The 17,947-nt window shown below is 34.8% G+C and carries 19 protein-coding genes; 9 read left to right on the forward strand and 10 right to left on the reverse strand.

Annotated elements, in window-relative coordinates:
- Positions 1 to 18: 18 nt before the first annotated feature.
- The 3 genes from AAGD51_RS05195 to AAGD51_RS05205 are packed head-to-tail and all read left to right on the forward strand — an operon-like array spanning position 19 to position 6,425.
- The gene (locus AAGD51_RS05195) at positions 19 to 4,770 is read left to right on the forward strand and encodes an NAD-glutamate dehydrogenase (protein WP_341810392.1); all 4,752 of its coding nucleotides are present in this window, start codon (positions 19 to 21) and stop codon (positions 4,768 to 4,770) included.
- Between the two features lie 4 nt (positions 4,771 to 4,774).
- Entirely contained in the window at positions 4,775 to 5,071 is a 297-nt protein-coding gene (locus AAGD51_RS05200; RefSeq protein ID WP_038250226.1) for a hypothetical protein, read from the forward strand.
- Complete coding sequence (locus AAGD51_RS05205; protein ID WP_077188565.1) at positions 5,043 to 6,425, forward strand: PleD family two-component system response regulator; 1,383 nt, start codon at positions 5,043 to 5,045, stop codon at positions 6,423 to 6,425. Before AAGD51_RS05200 ends, AAGD51_RS05205 begins: the two co-directional genes overlap by 29 nt.
- A gap of 144 nt (positions 6,426 to 6,569) precedes the next feature.
- Here AAGD51_RS05205 and recO read toward each other — a convergent pair whose 3' ends face one another.
- Together recO and AAGD51_RS05215 are read right to left on the reverse strand one after the other, a co-directional pair.
- Positions 6,570 to 7,292 (reverse strand): DNA repair protein RecO, encoded by a 723-nt coding sequence (recO, locus tag AAGD51_RS05210; RefSeq protein ID WP_065094880.1) that lies wholly within the window; start codon positions 7,290 to 7,292, stop codon positions 6,570 to 6,572.
- A 207-nt stretch (positions 7,293 to 7,499) separates the two neighbouring features.
- Positions 7,500 to 8,531 (reverse strand): YhcG family protein, encoded by a 1,032-nt coding sequence (locus tag AAGD51_RS05215; protein ID WP_077188564.1) that lies wholly within the window; start codon positions 8,529 to 8,531, stop codon positions 7,500 to 7,502.
- A 171-nt stretch (positions 8,532 to 8,702) separates the two neighbouring features.
- Here AAGD51_RS05215 and AAGD51_RS05220 point away from each other — a divergent pair, with 171 nt between their 5' ends.
- Together AAGD51_RS05220 and AAGD51_RS05225 are read left to right on the forward strand one after the other, a co-directional pair.
- A complete protein-coding gene (locus tag AAGD51_RS05220) occupies positions 8,703 to 9,323 on the forward strand; it encodes a hypothetical protein (protein WP_006279909.1) in 621 nt (206 codons plus the stop codon).
- 253 nt (positions 9,324 to 9,576) lie between these two features.
- A complete protein-coding gene (locus tag AAGD51_RS05225; RefSeq protein ID WP_007548562.1) occupies positions 9,577 to 10,959 on the forward strand; it encodes an IS66-like element ISWen3 family transposase in 1,383 nt (460 codons plus the stop codon).
- On the opposite strand, the gene AAGD51_RS05230 is transcribed toward AAGD51_RS05225, so the two are convergent.
- From AAGD51_RS05230 to AAGD51_RS05245, 4 genes are all read right to left on the reverse strand, one after another.
- Positions 10,942 to 11,697 (reverse strand): ankyrin repeat domain-containing protein, encoded by a 756-nt coding sequence (locus AAGD51_RS05230; protein WP_341810393.1) that lies wholly within the window; start codon positions 11,695 to 11,697, stop codon positions 10,942 to 10,944. The genes AAGD51_RS05225 and AAGD51_RS05230 overlap by 18 nt on opposite strands.
- Positions 11,698 to 12,033: 336 nt before the next feature.
- Positions 12,034 to 12,675: a fructose-6-phosphate aldolase gene (gene fsa, locus AAGD51_RS05235; RefSeq protein WP_236515101.1), complete on the reverse strand. Its 642-nt coding sequence runs from the start codon at positions 12,673 to 12,675 to the stop codon at positions 12,034 to 12,036.
- A 39-nt stretch (positions 12,676 to 12,714) separates the two neighbouring features.
- The gene (locus tag AAGD51_RS05240) at positions 12,715 to 13,056 is read right to left on the reverse strand and encodes a hypothetical protein (RefSeq protein WP_065095098.1); all 342 of its coding nucleotides are present in this window, start codon (positions 13,054 to 13,056) and stop codon (positions 12,715 to 12,717) included.
- The gene (locus tag AAGD51_RS05245) at positions 13,037 to 13,222 is read right to left on the reverse strand and encodes a hypothetical protein (RefSeq protein ID WP_182319079.1); all 186 of its coding nucleotides are present in this window, start codon (positions 13,220 to 13,222) and stop codon (positions 13,037 to 13,039) included. Before AAGD51_RS05245 ends, AAGD51_RS05240 begins: the two co-directional genes overlap by 20 nt.
- 104 nt (positions 13,223 to 13,326) lie before the next feature.
- Here AAGD51_RS05245 and AAGD51_RS05250 point away from each other — a divergent pair, with 104 nt between their 5' ends.
- The 4 genes from AAGD51_RS05250 (at position 13,327) to AAGD51_RS05260 (ending at position 14,386) form a co-directional block, all read left to right on the forward strand.
- On the forward strand, positions 13,327 to 13,590 hold the full coding sequence (locus AAGD51_RS05250; RefSeq protein WP_341810385.1) for a transposase: 264 nt from the start codon (positions 13,327 to 13,329) through the stop codon (positions 13,588 to 13,590).
- Between the two features lie 177 nt (positions 13,591 to 13,767).
- Positions 13,768 to 14,064, forward strand: coding sequence for an IS3 family transposase (locus tag AAGD51_RS05255; RefSeq protein ID WP_094189604.1), 297 nt, complete (start codon positions 13,768 to 13,770; stop codon positions 14,062 to 14,064).
- Positions 14,065 to 14,112: 48 nt separating this feature from the next.
- Positions 14,113 to 14,229 carry a hypothetical protein gene (locus AAGD51_RS07295; RefSeq protein WP_406722028.1) on the forward strand — a complete coding sequence of 39 codons (117 nt, stop codon included), beginning with the start codon at positions 14,113 to 14,115 and terminating at the stop codon, positions 14,227 to 14,229.
- Positions 14,222 to 14,386, forward strand: a complete 165-nt coding sequence (locus AAGD51_RS05260) for an IS3 family transposase (protein ID WP_010082072.1) — start codon at positions 14,222 to 14,224, stop codon at positions 14,384 to 14,386. Before AAGD51_RS07295 ends, AAGD51_RS05260 begins: the two co-directional genes overlap by 8 nt.
- Before the next feature lie 523 nt (positions 14,387 to 14,909).
- On the opposite strand, the gene folD is transcribed toward AAGD51_RS05260, so the two are convergent.
- The 4 genes from folD to AAGD51_RS05280 are packed head-to-tail and all read right to left on the reverse strand — an operon-like array spanning position 14,910 to position 17,903.
- Positions 14,910 to 15,788, reverse strand: a complete 879-nt coding sequence (gene folD / locus AAGD51_RS05265) for a bifunctional methylenetetrahydrofolate dehydrogenase/methenyltetrahydrofolate cyclohydrolase FolD (protein WP_155968464.1) — start codon at positions 15,786 to 15,788, stop codon at positions 14,910 to 14,912.
- Positions 15,772 to 16,347 carry a UbiX family flavin prenyltransferase gene (locus AAGD51_RS05270; protein ID WP_006280027.1) on the reverse strand — a complete coding sequence of 192 codons (576 nt, stop codon included), beginning with the start codon at positions 16,345 to 16,347 and terminating at the stop codon, positions 15,772 to 15,774. Before AAGD51_RS05270 ends, folD begins: the two co-directional genes overlap by 17 nt.
- The gene (locus tag AAGD51_RS05275) at positions 16,340 to 16,606 is read right to left on the reverse strand and encodes a DUF2312 domain-containing protein (RefSeq protein ID WP_010082293.1); all 267 of its coding nucleotides are present in this window, start codon (positions 16,604 to 16,606) and stop codon (positions 16,340 to 16,342) included. Before AAGD51_RS05275 ends, AAGD51_RS05270 begins: the two co-directional genes overlap by 8 nt.
- A 13-nt stretch (positions 16,607 to 16,619) precedes the next feature.
- Positions 16,620 to 17,903: an HlyC/CorC family transporter gene (locus AAGD51_RS05280; protein ID WP_236515104.1), complete on the reverse strand. Its 1,284-nt coding sequence runs from the start codon at positions 17,901 to 17,903 to the stop codon at positions 16,620 to 16,622.
- Positions 17,904 to 17,947 lie beyond the last annotated feature (44 nt).

The raw sequence follows: 17,947 nt of genomic DNA on the forward strand, positions 1-17,947 counted from the left end.
TGTATTTTTGTTAAAAAAATGTGTATAGATCATAATGTTGACACTGAGTCTTTATTTAAGTTAGCTGATCAAGAAAATCAGCAAGATAAAGAAAAAATTAAAAAATTTATTAAGTATTTTTATAGTTTTGTTTATAAAAGCGACCTAAAAGCCAATGATAAGTTTTTGCTATATATTGTAAACGATGCTTACAATTTTGTTTCTCAAAAAGAGAAAGATGAAAGTAAGTTAGTAGTAAGTAATATAGATGATATACCAGGAATAGAAGGCGATTTTACCACGATTAAGATAACAAACGATGATATGCCATTTTTGGTTGACTCCGTTATTGCAACTATTAAGTCGCACGATTTAACCATATGCTATTACAGCAACAGCATAATTAACATTAAAAGAAAAGATGGCCTAATAGATGAGATTTACCCTTTGGAAGAAAGTAATGGAATAAAAGAGTCAGTTATATATGTAATTATCAAAGGTATAAGTGACAGTTTTGTTGATACATTAAAAGAATCTCTACAAAAAACGCTGAAAGCAGTTAATTGTGTTGTGAAAGATTGGCACTTAATGCTTAAGAAACTTGATGAGGCAAGTCTTTCTGTCATCCCAGTACTTGATACTGGGATCCAGGAAAAGGACACGTGGATTCCAGTGTCACGCACTGGAATGACACCAGACCGAAATCAAGAGCAAAAAGATTTTCTAGTTTGGTTAAAGAATAATAATTTTGTATTTCTAGGTTATCAAGAATATATTGCTGGTAAAGATGAAAAACTCGTCTGTGATGGCAAAAAGGACCTTGGCCTGATGAGAGTAGGTCAAAGTACGTTGATTCCTTCTGCAAACCTTGATTCCCTATACATATTGAGATCAGATCTAATCTCAATAGTCCATCGGCGTACATACATGAATTGTATAGGAGTAAAAGAATTTGATGACCAGGGTAATGTAGTAAAGGAACGGCGTTTTTTCGGGCTATTTACTTCTGTAGCGGAGGTCCAAGATATTCGAACTATTCCAATAATAAAAGATAAAGTTAAAGTTATAGAAAAAAATGCAGGATTTGTAACCGGGGGCCACAACAATAAAGCTTTGATTTCTATTTTGCAAGTGTTCTCTTGTGATGAATTATTCCAATCAAATGGAGACGAATTATTTAAAATTTGCATTTCGATCATGTCTCTTGCGATTAGGCCAAGGGTCAGATTATTTTTAAGAAGAGTCGGGGATTTTATTAGTTGCATAGTGCTGATACCGATGCGTTATGCTAGCGCTAGGCTAATGTTCAAGATACGTGACATATTGAAGGATGAGACAAGTGCAGGAAGTTCAGATATTTATAACAATCACATTATCAATGAATATGATTTGATGAAATTGCATGTAGTGCTAAAGGCTAAAAACGCTAGTGTTCCTGATGATGAAGTTTTGCGTATCGAAAACAAATTAAGGAACATTACGGAAAAATGGGAAGATCGTTTTATAGACAATTTATATAATACTTTTAGTACTGTTGAGGATATATTCATCCGTTATTGCAAGGCATTTCCAATAAGCTATCAAGAGAGTTTCGAACCTCATGACGCATATTACGATATGAAAAAATTGGAGATAGTGAGGAAAAAAAGAGTTAGCGAGGTCGATTTAAGACTTACTCGTGACAATCTTAATTATCAATTAAAGGTTTACACTTCGAGCAATGGAGGTCTTGAATTATCGAAGATATTAAGAATTACTAAGAATTTGGGAGCTAAGATTCTATCTCATAATGGCTATTACATAGAAATTAACGGCGGAATATGGATACACCATTTTGTGTTGTCAAGAGTCGATGAATTAATAGACAACATTACTCTAAAAGAGCAATTTGAAATAACACTTGCGAAAGTGTTTAGCAAGGAAATTAAAAATGACTATTTCAATAGTTTGATCATTATTGCTGGGCTCAAGTGGAAAGAAGTGCTTCTGGTTAGAGCGTTAAGTGCTTACCTAAAGCAGACGTCATTTAACTACAACCCAGAATATATCCAAAAGGTAGTCTCAGAGTATCCAAAAGTAGTAAAGTATTTGATACAACTATTTCATGCAAGATTTGATCCTAACATAGACATTGATAGAGCAGAAACTACGGACATTGTCAGAGAAAAAATTGAGGAACTTCTAAAAGAGATCAGCAATGTTTCACATGATTACGTTTTACGCTCGATATTTAACTTGATAATGGCTATTTTAAGGACCAGTTATTATCAAGACGATAAACCATATTTATCTACAAAATTTGACTCAAGTAAAATAAATGGTTTGCCTGATCCTCGTCCGTATCGCGAATTGTATATTTATTCAAACCTTTTTGAGGGAATACATCTAAGAGGAGGGAAATTAGCCCGTGGTGGCTTAAGGTGGTCGGATAGGACGGAAGATTTTCGCACTGAAGTTTTGGGGCTCATGAAAGCTCAGATGACAAAAAATGCGGTTATTGTCCCTGTTGGTGCAAAGGGTGGATTTGTAATAAAGCAAGCTTATAAAGATAAGAATATTTTAAGAGAGAAAAGTGTTGAGTGCTATAAGAGTTTTATTAGAGGAATGCTTGATATTACTGATAACGTGGTTGATGGTGAAATAATTCCACCAGAGAATGTGATTAGGTATGATGAAGACGATCCATACTTGGTAGTTGCAGCAGATAAAGGCACTGCTTCATTTTCTGATTATGCCAACCAGATAGCCTCTGAATACAATTTTTGGCTTGGCGATGCATTTGCATCTGGTGGATCAGCAGGTTATGATCACAAAAAAATGGGTATTACAGCCAGAGGTGCATGGATTGCAGCACAGAGGCATTTTTGGAAAATGAATAAGGATATTTACCAGGATACAACTGTTATTGGAATTGGAGATATGGCTGGCGATCTATTTGGAAACGGTATGCTGCTTTCAAAAAATATACATTTAATCGGCGCATTTAACCATATGCATGTTTTTGTTGACCCAAACCCTGATGCAGAAAAGAGTTTCACAGAGCGTAAACGTCTCTTTGAGTTACCATTTTCAACTTGGATGGATTATAATAAAGATTTGATTTCTAAGGGTGGAGGAGTATTTGAGCGTAGCAGCAAGCAAGTAAACATTTCTCAAGAAATAAAAGAATGCTTTGATATAACAGAAGATATGCTACCTCCAAGTGATTTGATTAGATATCTGTTGAAAGCAAAAGTGGACTTCATATGGAATGGAGGAATTGGCACGTTTGTTAAGGCAAAGAGTGAAAATCATAGCATGGTCGGTGACAAAGCAAACGATGAGCTGAGAGTAAATGGTAAGGATATTAGAGCTTCTATGTTTATAGAGGGTGGAAATCTTGGTTGTACACAGCTTGGAAGAATAGAATATGCTGAAAAAGATGGATATATCAATGCAGATTTTGTTGATAATTCAGCCGGAGTGATATGTTCGGACCTTGAAGTTAACATTAAGATTGCATTTGTTTCAGCTATGAAAGCAGGGGGTATTTCTTTAGAAAAAAGGAATGAAATACTGGCAAGTATGGTGGATGAAGTTGCATCCAAAGTGCTTGAGAACCACAACAAAATTGAAACAAAAGCATTACTTCTTGAGTGTTTGCAAGCTAAAGAGAGATTGGAGCAGCACCACAGGTTACTGCTCAGTTTAGAAAAATCTGGGCTGTTAAACCGAAGCGTAGAATTTCTTCCAACTGAAGAAGAGATAGCAAGGATGTTAACTGGTGCAGAAGGTTTCAGTTCTCCTCAGCTCTCTGTTCTAATGTCTTATGCTAGAACAGCAATAAAAAATGAAATTATACATTCCGATCTGTCTGAAAAAGATCTTATATCTCATGACTACTTGCTAGGTTATTTTCCTAAAAAGATGGTAACAAAGTTTAAGGATTTCATATTAAAACACCAACTTCGTAGAGAAATTATCTCTACTTGCATTGCAAATGATGTAGTGAATAGAATGGGCTGTATATTCATCAATAATTTGGCTGAGAACACTGGAATTAAGATACAAGAAGCGGTTCACATATATATTGTTGTTAACCACCTGTATGATTTAAACAGCCTGTGGCAGAAAATTGATGAATTGGATGGAAAAATTGATGTTAACTCATACTTACAAATAGTGAGGAACGTGCAGAAATTTATTGGCAGAGTATCATTTTGGCTAGTGAAAAATCTTGGCAAGCTTAGCTTTGTAGAATTGGATGATGTTACAAAATTTAAAGATGCAATTGAAACTTTAGGCCAGAACTTAACTGATGTTTTAGATGAACACCTATTAAAGATCTATAGCCATGGATCAACTTCTTTAGTAGAACTTAATATAAATAAAGATCTAGCAAAAAAAGTTGCTGATCTATGCGTTCTTGCTTATGCACTGGACATTATATCTGTTGCTGAACAGACATCTTTGTCCATTCTTGATGCTGGTAAAATATACTTTGAGTTAAAGTCGCTGTTAAGATTCGATCTGATTAGAACAATTGCCATCAAGATGAAAAGCCGCTCTTCTTATTGGGATCGCAGCTTAGTTAATGATTTATTGGACGATTTAAGCAATTACCATCACAAGCTAGCTGTTAAAGTCATAAAAGCTACTGATAACCCTGAAGATAAGGTTCAAACCTGGGCTTGTAATGATAAGGACTACATAGAACGTTATAATAGTTTTTTAGATGAGATGGTTGCTTCTAAACTTGATTTAAGCAAATTAATATTTATAATCAGAAGGATTAAAGTACTTGCTTCATAGGAAAATGTTCAATATAGGTCTTTCAGAAATTTTAGTTGTAGCTTTAGTGAGCATAATTGTTCTTGATAAAAATAAGGTGCCTGTATTTATTGATCTTATTAGGAATGTGTATAAGTATCTTATGATTATAAAATCAAAAGCTAGGAGGTTATTGAAAGACGCAGGAGTTGAAGACTTATATAAAGAATGTAATGCTGAGAAAGTAAATTACATAATTGGTAAAAATGGTAAGCTTTATCCTACTTATGATATAGATAATACATCTAAAGATAATGACAGCAAAGATTCTGGTAGTAGATGATGTACTATCTAATGTCAAGCTTTTAGAAGCTCGACTAAAAGCAGAGTACTATACGGTTATCGTAGCTCATGATGGTGAAGAAGCTATAGATTTAGTAGCAAAGCAGCAGCCCGATATTATATTACTTGATATCATGATGCCAAAGATGAATGGCTTTCAAGTTTGTAAGGAGCTAAAGAGTGATCCCTTGACAACCCATATTCCAATAATTATGGTAACTGCGCTGCATGATACTCATGATAGAGTGCAAGGTATTAATGCTGGCGCGGATGATTTTCTGACTAAACCAATAAACGAAACTGCTTTATCTGCACGAATTAAGTCTCTCACACGCTTAAAGATGATTATTGATGAATTGCGTTTGAGAGGAGAAACTAACGCTGAGATTGGTGGAGTCGCAGGAAACAGTATTATGGATTATTCCAATCAGATTTTTGATGCTAACATACTTGTTATAGATGAGGATGTTCATCAAGCAGAGCAGATATATAATATATTAAAGCAACGCTTTAGGTCAATTAAAATACTGAGTGATCCAATGGAAGCATTGAAGGTTGGTATTGAGAATGGTTACGACCTGATCATTTCTGATATGCAATTTTCAAAAACTGACGGCTTGCGTTTGTGTTCTGAGTTTCGTAGTAAGGTGGAAACACGTTATACACCAATTCTGATTCTTTCTGAGGATTATGATAAAAACAATTTAGTAAAAGCACTTGATGTAGGTGCTAATGATTATTTAACAGTACCTTTGGATGAGGGTGAGCTAATAGCAAGGGTTAATTCGCAAGTAAAACGCAAAAGATATCAAGATGCCTTGAGAATGAATTTATTTAATAATGCGGAAATGTCTATAAAGGACCCATTAACTAACTGTTATAATAGAAGATATTTTGATGCACACTTAAGAAACATTGTTAAGGACTCTGTGGAAAAGGATAGAAGGTTGTCTCTTATGATACTTGATATAGACTATTTTAAGATAGTGAATGACAGTTTTGGGCATAGTGCTGGAGATGAACTTTTAAAGCAAATACAGAAAAGAATTTCTGAAAATATCAGAGTGACAGATTTACTAGCTAGGTTTGGTGGTGAGGAGTTTGTTGTTGTAATGCCAGATACCAATGTATCAGATGCGTATACTATTGCGGAGAGAATACGAAAAATTATTGCTAAAGAACCTTTTGTACTTGCGGATAAAAATACAACCCATAATGTAACTGTGAGCATTGGAATTGCAGAAATGCAAGGATCTGACTTTGATGATATTAAAAAATTTATAGTACGTGCTGACAGATATTTATATAAAGCAAAAAACAGTGGTAGAAATAGAGTGGTTACTGGCTATAGCTAAAGTGGCTTAAGTTTACCGACAACCGTCATTCCACTACTCGTGAGCGGAATCTATGCTGAGATACCGCGAATGAATCGCGGTATGACGTGTTGCTTGGGTTAGCTATAGATTTCTGAAATGATTTCAAAAAAATGATAACTAAGATTAAAGCGACAACATGAGGTTTCTCAGCTCTGGAAATTTCACGTTTAACTGCAAAAATAGATACTTATTTAAAAAATATCCTGTGACTTTCAGTCCTAACTGAAATTCTTGGAATGAGTAGCTGTTTTGTAGGGTATTATTGTATACATCATGCAACATTTGTGGAAAAGGTAGGAGTTTATCTGCATAATAATCTCCTACTTTTTTTGACACTGCTCTACCAGTTTTTGGAGAAATAAATTGCAGATTTTCCTTAACACCTGTTACAGCGCATTTGGATAAGTCTAACTTGAATCCCAATTGCGTAAGAAGCAGAAGCTCTAAGTTAAGATAATGGCTTTGCCAAGACTGATTGTTGTGTTTAATTACATCGATGAAATATCGAAAATTGTCATACAGCATGGCACAGGGTTCACTTTCTGGAAGCACTTTTTCTAAAATAGAGGAGAAAGAAACAATAGTAATGCTTTTTAACCTATCTTGAAAGAAATGATGGAATGGAGATTCGATTAATTCGCACTTAAAAAAACCTAGATTTTCAGGTAACTTAGCACTCCATTCTGCATGTAATAGATTACTTATCTGAAACTTATAATTGCTATTGTTTGTTAGCTTAGTTAATCCCCTGCGCTTTCCATGATTTTTTGTAAACAGAGAGAGAATTAAGTTTTTATCGCCGTATTTTTTAGCAGCTATAATGATGCCTTCATCTTTCCATCTCATTTAGAGTATATTGACCGTATGATATTATAGGATAGTACACCTAGAGCTTGTAATCCATAAAAATCACTTACTCCGTTACTGTCTGCTTCCAAAGTTTCAAGGCTATGAGAGAGTAAGGTATTGGCTGCCACCCTTCTTCCTGAGCCTCCATGCTGAGCTTTTGGTTTTTGGTTTGCTAAATAATTGTTTGAATGATTTTAGTAACCATTACTTTTCCTTATCTGAAATTTTGGATAATTCAGCTTCTAATTCTTCTATCGTCGGTAAAGCTGTTTTTATGTTCTCTGGTAGATTTTCAGTTATTCGATATTCCGCTAATCCTATTGGTTTATTTATGTCTTTGAGTGTATATTTAGCAAGTACATCGTCTTTAGATTTACATAAGATTAACCCTATAGAAGGTTGATCTGTCGAGTGCTTCAGTAAATCATCAACTGCAGAAAGATAAAAATTCATTTTACCAGCATATTCCGGCTTAAAATCCTTATCTTTTAGTTCAATCACTACGAAGCAACGTAACTTTAAATGATAGAATAATAAATCAATATAAAAGTCTTTATTACCAACATCTAAATGAAATTGTCTACCAACAAATGCAAATCCTTCACCGAGTTCTAACAGAAATTTTTCCATATGCCCTACGAGTCCTTTTTCTACTTCTCTTTCATGAGCATCCTTACCTATACTTAAAAAATCAAAAATATACGGATCTTTTAATGTGTAATGTGCTAGATCGGATTGTGGAGATGGTAATTTTTCTTTAAAATTAGTTATTGCTTTTCCTTGACGTTTATGTAGTCCAAGTTCTATCTGCATCACCATAATGTTACGTGACCAGCCATGTTCAATAGCTTTTTTTACATAAAATAATCTTATTTCATGACTTTCTATTTTTTCCAAAAGAGTGATATTGTGATACCAAGTTAATTGTGCAAGAGGCTCCTGCACAAATTCAACATCAGGATATTCTTCGGCAAACTTACGCATATACTTCAGATTTCTCGTGCTAAAGCCTTTCATTTCTGGAAATGTACTTCTCAAATCCTTACTTAATTGATCAATTACCTTAGCTCCCCAGGTATGTTCTTTTTGGCGTTTTAGGATCTCTGTACCAATATGGTGGTAAAGCAAAATAAGCTTACTATTTACTGCAAGTGCTGCCTTATAACGGTTTGTTGCAATACGATCTTTCAACTGCTCTAAAAGTTCTGTATATTCTTTTCCTATAATTTTTGTCATACGGTCCCTTTTAATCCATTATACAATTCTTTGTCTGTCGAGAAGACAATCTTTCGCTTGCCTGCAACTTTGAAGGGATTCCTTATTGACTTCAAAGTTGTCCATCAACTAAAATATATTGACTTTATGTGCAATATTAGCTTTAAACCAGTAAAACAAGCTGCTTAACATATGCGTTTTTTCTATTCTAATTATATTCTTTTTTTGTCTTTATGTTGTTTTCTGCTTTTTTCGTTACCTTCAACAAAAGCCCAAACGAATGATACGTCAGTTGTTCCTATACCACAAAGGAAAAAAGAATTGGTTGAGCACACTGTTGTAGCACAACCGAGGCAAATTATCGAAATGCAAGAAGAAGTCATTATTAACGAGGGTAAAGAATTCATTCCAATTCCAAAAAGAAAAAAAAGTGTAGAGAAAAAACTAAGAAGGGATGTTAGAGGGGCAAAAAATGAAATAGGAAACGAAAAAAGCGTTGAGAGCAAAAAGGATGAATTAGTTGTAACAGAAATTATTAACTCTATAAGAGACAAGCTCACAAAATGCTGGAGCATTCCTGAAAGCATAGCTTACAAAGAAAATTTTAATATAAAAATTAACTTATTGTTATCCAGTCAAGGCGAGATAATTATGGCGGATGTAGCAGACAGTGATTCCTATCGAAATAATCCACTTTTCAGGTCGATAGCAGATAACGCAATGCGTGCAGTATATAAATGTAGCCCATTAACCGGCTTGCCTACTCAGCACCACCACATTTGGCGTGAAGTAACACTAGACTTTATTCTATAGCTAAAGTAATTCTATAATTTAATAAGCCCACTGTATCCGTTCAGGATAGCAGCAAGGTAGTATAACCATAGAGTAAAAGTGAGTTTACAACAAATGGTGTCATCCCAGTGCTTGACACTGGGATGACGTTATACGGTTCTTGGATGCAAAGAAGAGTGAGAAAAACTCCATAGTTGTATCCGTTCAGCGGAGTGGCAGAATAAGGTAGACAAGGTGATCTAAAAAGATAATCATAGAGCAAAAGTGAAATAATATGGTAAACCTTTTAGAACTTTGCAAAAATTTACAGCAAAAAATAGAAAGGTTAGAAGCAAAAATAGAAAGATTGGAAAAAGAGAATGAAAGTTTAAAAGCAGAAAATAAGGCTTTAAAGATAGAAAATGCTGAGTTAAGAGAAAGACTCGGTTTAAGCTCAAAAAATTCATCAATACCAAGTTCCAAAGAGTTGTATAAAATAAAAAAGAATAAGCCGAAAAGCGAAAGGAATATTGGCGGTCAGGTTGGTCATAAAGGAAGTTTTCGCGCCAACATGGATGCAGATAAAGTAGTAAAGATAGAGTTGCCTAATACTTGCGAATGCGGAGGAGAAATTGCAATATGTGAAAAACCATATATTCATCAGAAAGTTGATCTTCCAGAAATCAAGCCTTATGTAGTGGAATATCAGTTAGAACATGGCCGTTGTCGGAGATGCGGAAAGAGAAGAAGTAGCAAGTTACCGGAAGGTGTTACGCCAGATACATTTGGTCCAAGGGTTAAGTCAATAATTGCAGCGTTCAGCGGATTCTACAAAAATTCAAAACGCGAAATAGCGAGTGTCGTAAATGATATCTTCAATTTGAACATAAGCGTCGGTAGCATATCAAATAGTGAACATAGAGTTGCTTCAAAATGCAAAAAAATGTATGAGCAGATCGAACAAGAGATAAGTAGGAGTAAAGTTCTACATATTGATGAAACGAGCCATTATAACAAAGGTAAACTCGCTTGGTGTTGGATGTTTGCAAGCAATACGGCAAGTTTTGTAAAATTTACAGAGTCAAGAGGAATGAAAGTTTTACAAAATAGTAAATTCTGCAATCGCAATAGCTTGGTAATAACTGACAGGTATGCAGCATACAATTATTTTGCCGATAAAAACAGGCAAATCTGTTGGGCACATTTATCAAGAGATTTTGAAAGATTAGCACATAGTTGGAATATTGAAGTTAAAGTTCTGGGTTGTTACTTGAGAAACGTGGCCACTGAATTATTTGCACTAAAAAAAGCTTTACTAAAAAGTGAGATAGATGTTTTGAGGTTTGTCAGACGTGCCAGAAAATTAAGAAAACGTACAAAGTATTACTTGAAGGAGATATCTCGTTTACCTGAAGCAATTGGAGCCTCTCGAGTTGCAAAAAATGTTCTGAGATCTGAAAGAATGATGTGGAAATTTTTAGATGACCCAGAAAATATTCCGCTGACAAATAACCACGCTGAACGGCAAATTCGGCATTATGTCGTTTATCGCAAAAACTCATATTTTACACAATCAAAGCGGGGAAATACATTCCTTGAGCGGATAATTTCATTATACTTAACTTGGAAACAAAGGGGTCTCAATCCTTTCCAAAATCTCCTATCTATTGTTTCTTAAACCACTCTCCTGAACGGATACTTGTTTATTTCCATCAACATTACTGCAGCTAACCTCACTTAGCTTACTGTTTAATGAATGCTCTGATGACTTATATGCAACCCCATAGGAAATTCCACCAACGATCAGTGCAGATGCCACAGTAATTCCAACTATTGCTAGTGCAGGTAATGCAGTAGCATAAATGAGTGCTAATGGAGCAACAATGGCAGCTAATATACCTACAGTAATTCCTGCTGTTATAGCTTCAGGTCTATGAATAAATGATGGATCTGCACCATAATTTAGCAGAAGTTTCGCTACTTTTGGATGTTGATAATTTAGTCTTGGATGTTCACCATGAGTGTAATAAACAGCATAATATAAAGGAGTTCTTCCGTCTTTATCTTGTGCATTAACGTCTGCTCCTTCTTCTAGCAAAACTTCTACTACTTGTGCATGCCCATGCTGAGCAGAATAATGTAAGGAGGTTTTTTCCCATTCATCTTGTACATTAACATTAGCTCCGTTTTTTGTTAAGTATCTTACTACTTTTTCATAGCCATTTTCAGCTGCTATAAGTAATAAATTGCACTTGAGCACTATAAACGTGTAATTTATATCAAATTCGTTTTTTTTCCACTCATCATATGTAAGTTGATTTTCCTGCTGCAGCTTATCTTTAATTCTATCAATTAAATTTTCCTTACTCAGATCTGGACTACTGTTGACTTCTTGTAGTGTTAACCTTAATGTCATTTCCTTCTCCAAGATATAAAATTTCATTATGGCATATGGAGTGGATTATGTCAATGAAAAACTAAGAAACTGGTTCTTCTTTTTTTCTATAGCTTGAGGTTTACCTACAATTTGAAAAACAACAAATTCGTCATTCCGCTACTCGTTAGCGCCTCGGCGGTATGATGTAGGGAAACCTTTCTTGGGTTAGCTATAAAGTTAAAATTCGACCAGGGCAGCCGCAATAAGGTAGCAAACGCCATCATGTCTTTAGGAGAGTTTGCTAATGAAGGCTCTTAAGTTGACGCCATTGCCTGAACGGATACGCCAATTTTTATGTTCATTTGTAACCGTTTATTATTTTACACCCCAGTCTTTTTCAAATATTGCTAGTCCTTGGTCAGTAAGTGGGTGATTAATTAATTGTCTAAGTACTTTTGCTGGCACAGTAATTGAATCAGCACCAAGCCTTGCAGCTTCTATTACATGCGCTGGGCTTCTCACTGATGCAACAAGAACTTTAGTATCAAAACCGTAATTAGAATATATAGTACATATATCTTCTATTAGCGATAAGCCATCATAGCTTATATCATCAAGGCGACCAATAAAGGGGGAAATAAAACAAGCACCGACCTTAGCGGCAAGCAGTGCTTGTCCAGGAGAAAAACATAATGTGATGTTAACAGGTATTTTATGCTCTGTCCATAACTTTTTACAAGAAATTAATCCTTCATGTGTAAGAGGTAATTTGATCACAACATTATCAGCAATTTTTGCTAAATTCAGACCTTCTGTGATCATCTCTTCATGGCTATCTGCAACAACTTCAACACTAACAGGCCCTTTTATAATAGAGCATATTTCACGCACTAAATCCTCGTATTTATCTTTACGCCCGGACTTTGCTATTAAAGAAGGATTAGTTGTTATGCCGTCAATGAACTCCTTTAGTTCTTTAATTTCATTTAAATCAACGCTATCAAGAAAAATTTCCATATTAATCTCCTATAAAAAAAATACCCTTGCAAAATCTTGTCATCCTACCGCTTGACTTACAACCGTATGAACTTCCTGCGTTGTAAACATCAAACGGCCGATAACACAACTGTACAAATATTGAGACATAAGAGTAATTTGTACCAAGAAAAAAGATGTCATCCCAGTGCCCAGACCCCTTAGACAATGTACCATCTTTTGATTTTGTCCATTCTGGGCGGGGTTTTCAAGTTCTTTGATCTTAAATACTACATCTACTTTATCAAGATCAATGTTGACTTCTTTTACTAATGTCCTAATAAGACTACGTTTGGCTTGCCAATCTAGGTCCGATTTAACACTAGAATAAAAGCCCTTTATGCTATTTGTAATAAGATTCATTTTCTGCCGTATTCCCTTTTACCTTTTTCTTCTCTCCTTTAATCTCTTTTAAACGTTCCTTCATTTTTTTTATTGCCTGCTTAAAGTCTTCCTTACTTATAGTTAGTGCATACTTTGTTGCCGTAAAAACTTCTGGTACCCAAATAATTGTAATAAGTATACACAATCTTTGTCAACTATTTTCGGCACTGGTATATTGACCTTACCCAGAAAAAGTGGAGAGAAAGAAAAGAGTTTTTTTGGGTAAAATAAAATTTTGGAGGATTAGAAATGGTAAGAGAATATACGGCAGAATTCAAATTGGAAGCTGTTAAGCTGGCAAATGAACAAAGAAAGGTAGGTCAAACAATTACAAAAACAGCAAAGGATTTAGGAATAAAGGGTGGTTTATTAGGAAAATGGATAAAGAAACACAACGAAAAAAAGTCGGCAGCAGATGCATTTCCAGGTAGAGGTAACATGGCTCCTTACGACAAAGAGAGGTTTGATTTACAAAGAGAGTTAGCAAGAGTAACAAGGGAAAGAGACATTTAAAAAAAAGCCCTGGCCAGTCAAAAAGAGTAAAATATTTTTTTATAAAAGAGCATAGTAACTGCTATAAAGTACAGGAATTATGTAGGATTTTCTGCTAGTGGCTACTATAAGTGGACCACAAGAAAAATAAGCAGTAGAGAATCAGCAAATAAAGAGCTACTCGAAGCTATTCAAAAAATATATCAAGTTTCTAAATGTAGATATGGAGCTCCTAAAATTCATGCTGAATTGAAGGCTTTGGGTAAAAGTTGCAATTTGAAAACGGTGCAAAGTATTATGCAGAAAAATGACATCAGGGCTATACTGAGAAGAAAGTTTAAAATTAAAAAACAACAAACAGATAATAGAGCTGTAGCTCCCAATATACTAGATCAAAACTTTATTGTTGATCAACCAAATAAAGTATGGGATTACTTACATCAAAACCAAGGAGGGATGGCTATATTTGGCAGCAATAATTCTCACGTATGGTAGTTAATGAGTAGTGCAATAAATAAACAATTGGTTATGAACTCTTTATTAATGGCCATTAATAGGCGTAAACCTGTTAAAAATCTACTGCTGCACAGTGACCAAGGTTCACAATATACTGCGCAAGGGTATCAATATCTCTTAGCTGTAAAGAATATAGATGAGTAATAAAGGCTGTTGTTACGACAATTCTGTTGCAGAAAGCTTCTTTAGCTCATTGAAAAGAGAAATACTTATTGATACTTCACAACACTCTGCTCAACAAACTAGAACTGCAATATTTGAATACATAGAAATTTTTTATAACAAACAACGTCACTATTAACTATTGCATTCCAGAACAATTTGATGCATCATTCTTTTTGTAAAAAACATTCCACACTTTCTCTCCACTTTTTCTGGGTAAGGTCAGATACTATAAACTATAAAAAAATTTCTCCGATAGTTCATATAGCAAGTAAATTCACAAAATGAAGACTATTATTTTTATTACAGGTGTATCTACGGTTGGAAAATCAAGTTTGGCTCATATATTAGGTTCAAAGCTTTTTATGCCTAGAAACTTTGCAATTCCACTAACTATAGCTAACCCAAGAAAGGTTTCCCTACGTCATACCGCCACGGTATCTCAGCATAGATTCCGCTAACGAGTAGCGGAATGACGAATTTGTTGTTTTTCAAATTGTAGGTAAACCTAAGCCACTTTAGCTATACTTGTAGAGAAAAAAGAATAGATGATGATCCTAAATATTTAATAAATTTGACTACTGAGGAATTTCAAAAATCTCAATTTTTTATTAATTGTGATATGGTACATTCTATCTTCATATAGCTTTCCTCTTCATACCTCAACTAATGAAATCAGAAGCATCAACTCCCTTTTGCAAGCAAGCAGCAATAACAGTGTTCATCATTAGAAATGCAATGGTCATTGGGCCAACGCCCCCGGGTACTGGGGTCATAGCTTTGGCTTTCCCTTTTATTCCTTCAAAGTCAACATCACCTACAAGCTTTCCTACGTTAACGCTATTTATGCCAACATCGATCACTATTGCACCTTTCTTTATCCAGTCTGCTTGAACAAAATTTGGCTTTCCGACTGCTGCAACTACTATATCCGCTTTAGAGCAATATTCAGCTAAATCCTTGCTTTGTGAATGCAAGATGGTGACAGTGCAGTTTTCTTGCAATAGCAGGTAAAACATTGGCTTGCCCACGATATTTGACCTACCAATTACCACTGCGTTTTTACCGGAAAGGTTCTCTTCAATTGACTTAATTAAATGCAAAGAACCTTTAGGAGTGCAAGGTATAAGGCAGTTTTTTTCACCTTTAACTAATTTGCCAACGTTTTCATCATGAAAGCCATCTACATCTTTTTCAACACTTACTGTGTTAATTACTCTGCTTGCACTAATATGATTTGGTAAAGGCAATTGCACTAAAATGCCATGCACAGATGGATCTTCATTTAATTCATTGATTTTTTCAATTAATTCATCTTCTGAAATATTATCAGGCAAAACAATGGTCTCAGAACTTATGCCTATTGATTCTGCTTTTTTCTGTTTGTTGCGAACATAAACCTGACTTGCTGGATTGCTGCCCACGAGAATTACTTTCAGGCAAGGAAAAATGTTATACTCTCTCTTTAAAATATCAATTTTTTGTGATAGCCTCTCACATAGGTCGTTTGCTATTTTTTTACCATCAATAATAATTGTCACTTCCTTGCCACTCCTTAAAGTCGGGTAATTTGATATCAAATAAATCCAATACTTTGCCAACAGAATGATTAATAATATCATCCAACGATTTCGGTTTAATATAAAAAGCAGGCACTGGTGGAGCAATAATTGCTCCCATCTCCGTTAATTTTAACATATTTTGTAAATGCCCAAGATGCAGTGGTGACTCTCGCACCATAAGAACTAACTTTCTTCTTTCTTTTAGCGTTACATCTGCAGCCCTTGTCAATAGATTGGAAGTAACACCTGATGCGATTTCAGACATTGTCTTCATAGAGCATGGTGCTACAATCATCCCTGAGGTTTTAAATGAGCCGCTTGCTATTTTTTCTCCAATCTTTTCTTCAGAATAGTAAAAATCTGCAAGTGATGTAATATCTTCAAGTTTTTCTTTAATCTCGTGAGCTAAAGTTATTTTCCCAGCACGACTTATCACTAAATGAGTTTCATAATCGACGTCTTTCAACGCTTCTAAAATACGCACACCGTAAATAGAACCAGATGCTCCACTTATTCCAATTACAATTCTGCTATTCACTTAACTCTTCTTCGTAGCTCATTCCCAATGCACGTTTATAGGTATCAAGCAATATTTCTTGTTCCTCTCTGTCATCATCATCCATCTTCCTCAGCCTAATAATTTGTTTCATCACTTTTATATCCCAACCTTCATCTGCGGCTTTTGCATATACATCACGAATGTGATCTTGCACATCCCTCTTTTCTTGTTCAAGTTTTTCGATTCTCTCTATGTAACCCTTTAACTCTTCAGCCGTTATTTTTACTGTATCTTCCATGAAACTCCACTAATTAATTGCTGCTACTAGTATTACCAGTTTTTACTTGCACTTCAACAACAGTAATAATATTTTTATCTTTTTTTAAAATCTTAAAGCGAAACCCATACATGGAAAACTCCTCGCCTTCGTCAGGAATGCGCTCTATTTCATTTACAATCATACCTGCTAGAGTTGTAGCTTCTTCATCAGGGAGATTCCAGTATAACTGCCTGTTAATGTCCCTAATAGTAGATTTTCCTTCTATGTGATACATATTATCAGATATTTTCTTTATAAAATTCTCCGTAATCAAATCATGTTCATCCGAAATTTCTCCAACTATTTCTTCCAGTATATCCTCAAGAGTTACAATTCCCTGCAGTGCTCCATACTCATCAATAACAAATGCAAGGTGTTTCCTGTTCTTACGGAAGTTGTGAAGTTGCACGCTGAGCGGTGTACTTTCTGGTATGAACCAAGGCCTTGACATAACTTGGGTAATGTCAACTTCTTCCGCTTTATTATTCTTTTCACGCAAAGCATTTATTAGAGCTTTCACGTGAATTACACCTACAATGTTATCTGGTTCCTTCTGCCATAAAGGTACTCTACTGTGACTGCTGGTTAAAATCTCTCTTATTAACTCTTCTTTATTCCGATCTATATCAAGAGAAAATAGGTTTCTTCTATGGGTCATAATTTGTGATATCTCTGTCTCAGCCAAATCAAGTATGCTGCTTAGCATATCTAAATCCTGTTGCAACATAGTTCCTTCACTGCGGTGAAGAGTAATCATATTACGCATTGCATCCGCTGCAGATATCACTTCCTTATCTTTATGCAGCCCACATAATTTTAGGATGAGGTTAACAATAAATTGAATACCTAGTGTCAATGGAGAAAAAATCTTTACAAAAAACAATACAAAATAAGCAGAAAATGATGCAAATTTTTCAGGATTTTGAATAGCATAAGTTTTTGGTAGAACTTCGCAGAACAATAAAATACAAAATGTCATTATAATTGTTGATAGGAGAATGCCCTCATTTCCAAAAAGATTGATAAATATTGCTGTAAATAAAGCAGAGCAAGTAATATTAATAATTGTATTGCCGAGCAATACCGTTCCTATTGTCAATTCTTTCCTATTTAATAAGCGATCTATTACCCTGGCTTTTTTGTTACCGTCTAGCTTTAGCTTATTAACTTGAGAACGGCTAATTGAGGTTAAGCCTATTTCTGCTCCTGAGAACAAAAACGATAAAACTAACAAAACAAAAATTGCTGATGATACTAAGACCAATAACCAATCCATTAAAGTACGATGTTATTGTGATAAAAAATAAAATTAATTTTACA

Source organism: Wolbachia endosymbiont (group A) of Volucella bombylans, from assembly GCF_964026965.1.
Lineage (GTDB): Bacteria > Pseudomonadota > Alphaproteobacteria > Rickettsiales > Anaplasmataceae > Wolbachia > Wolbachia pipientis.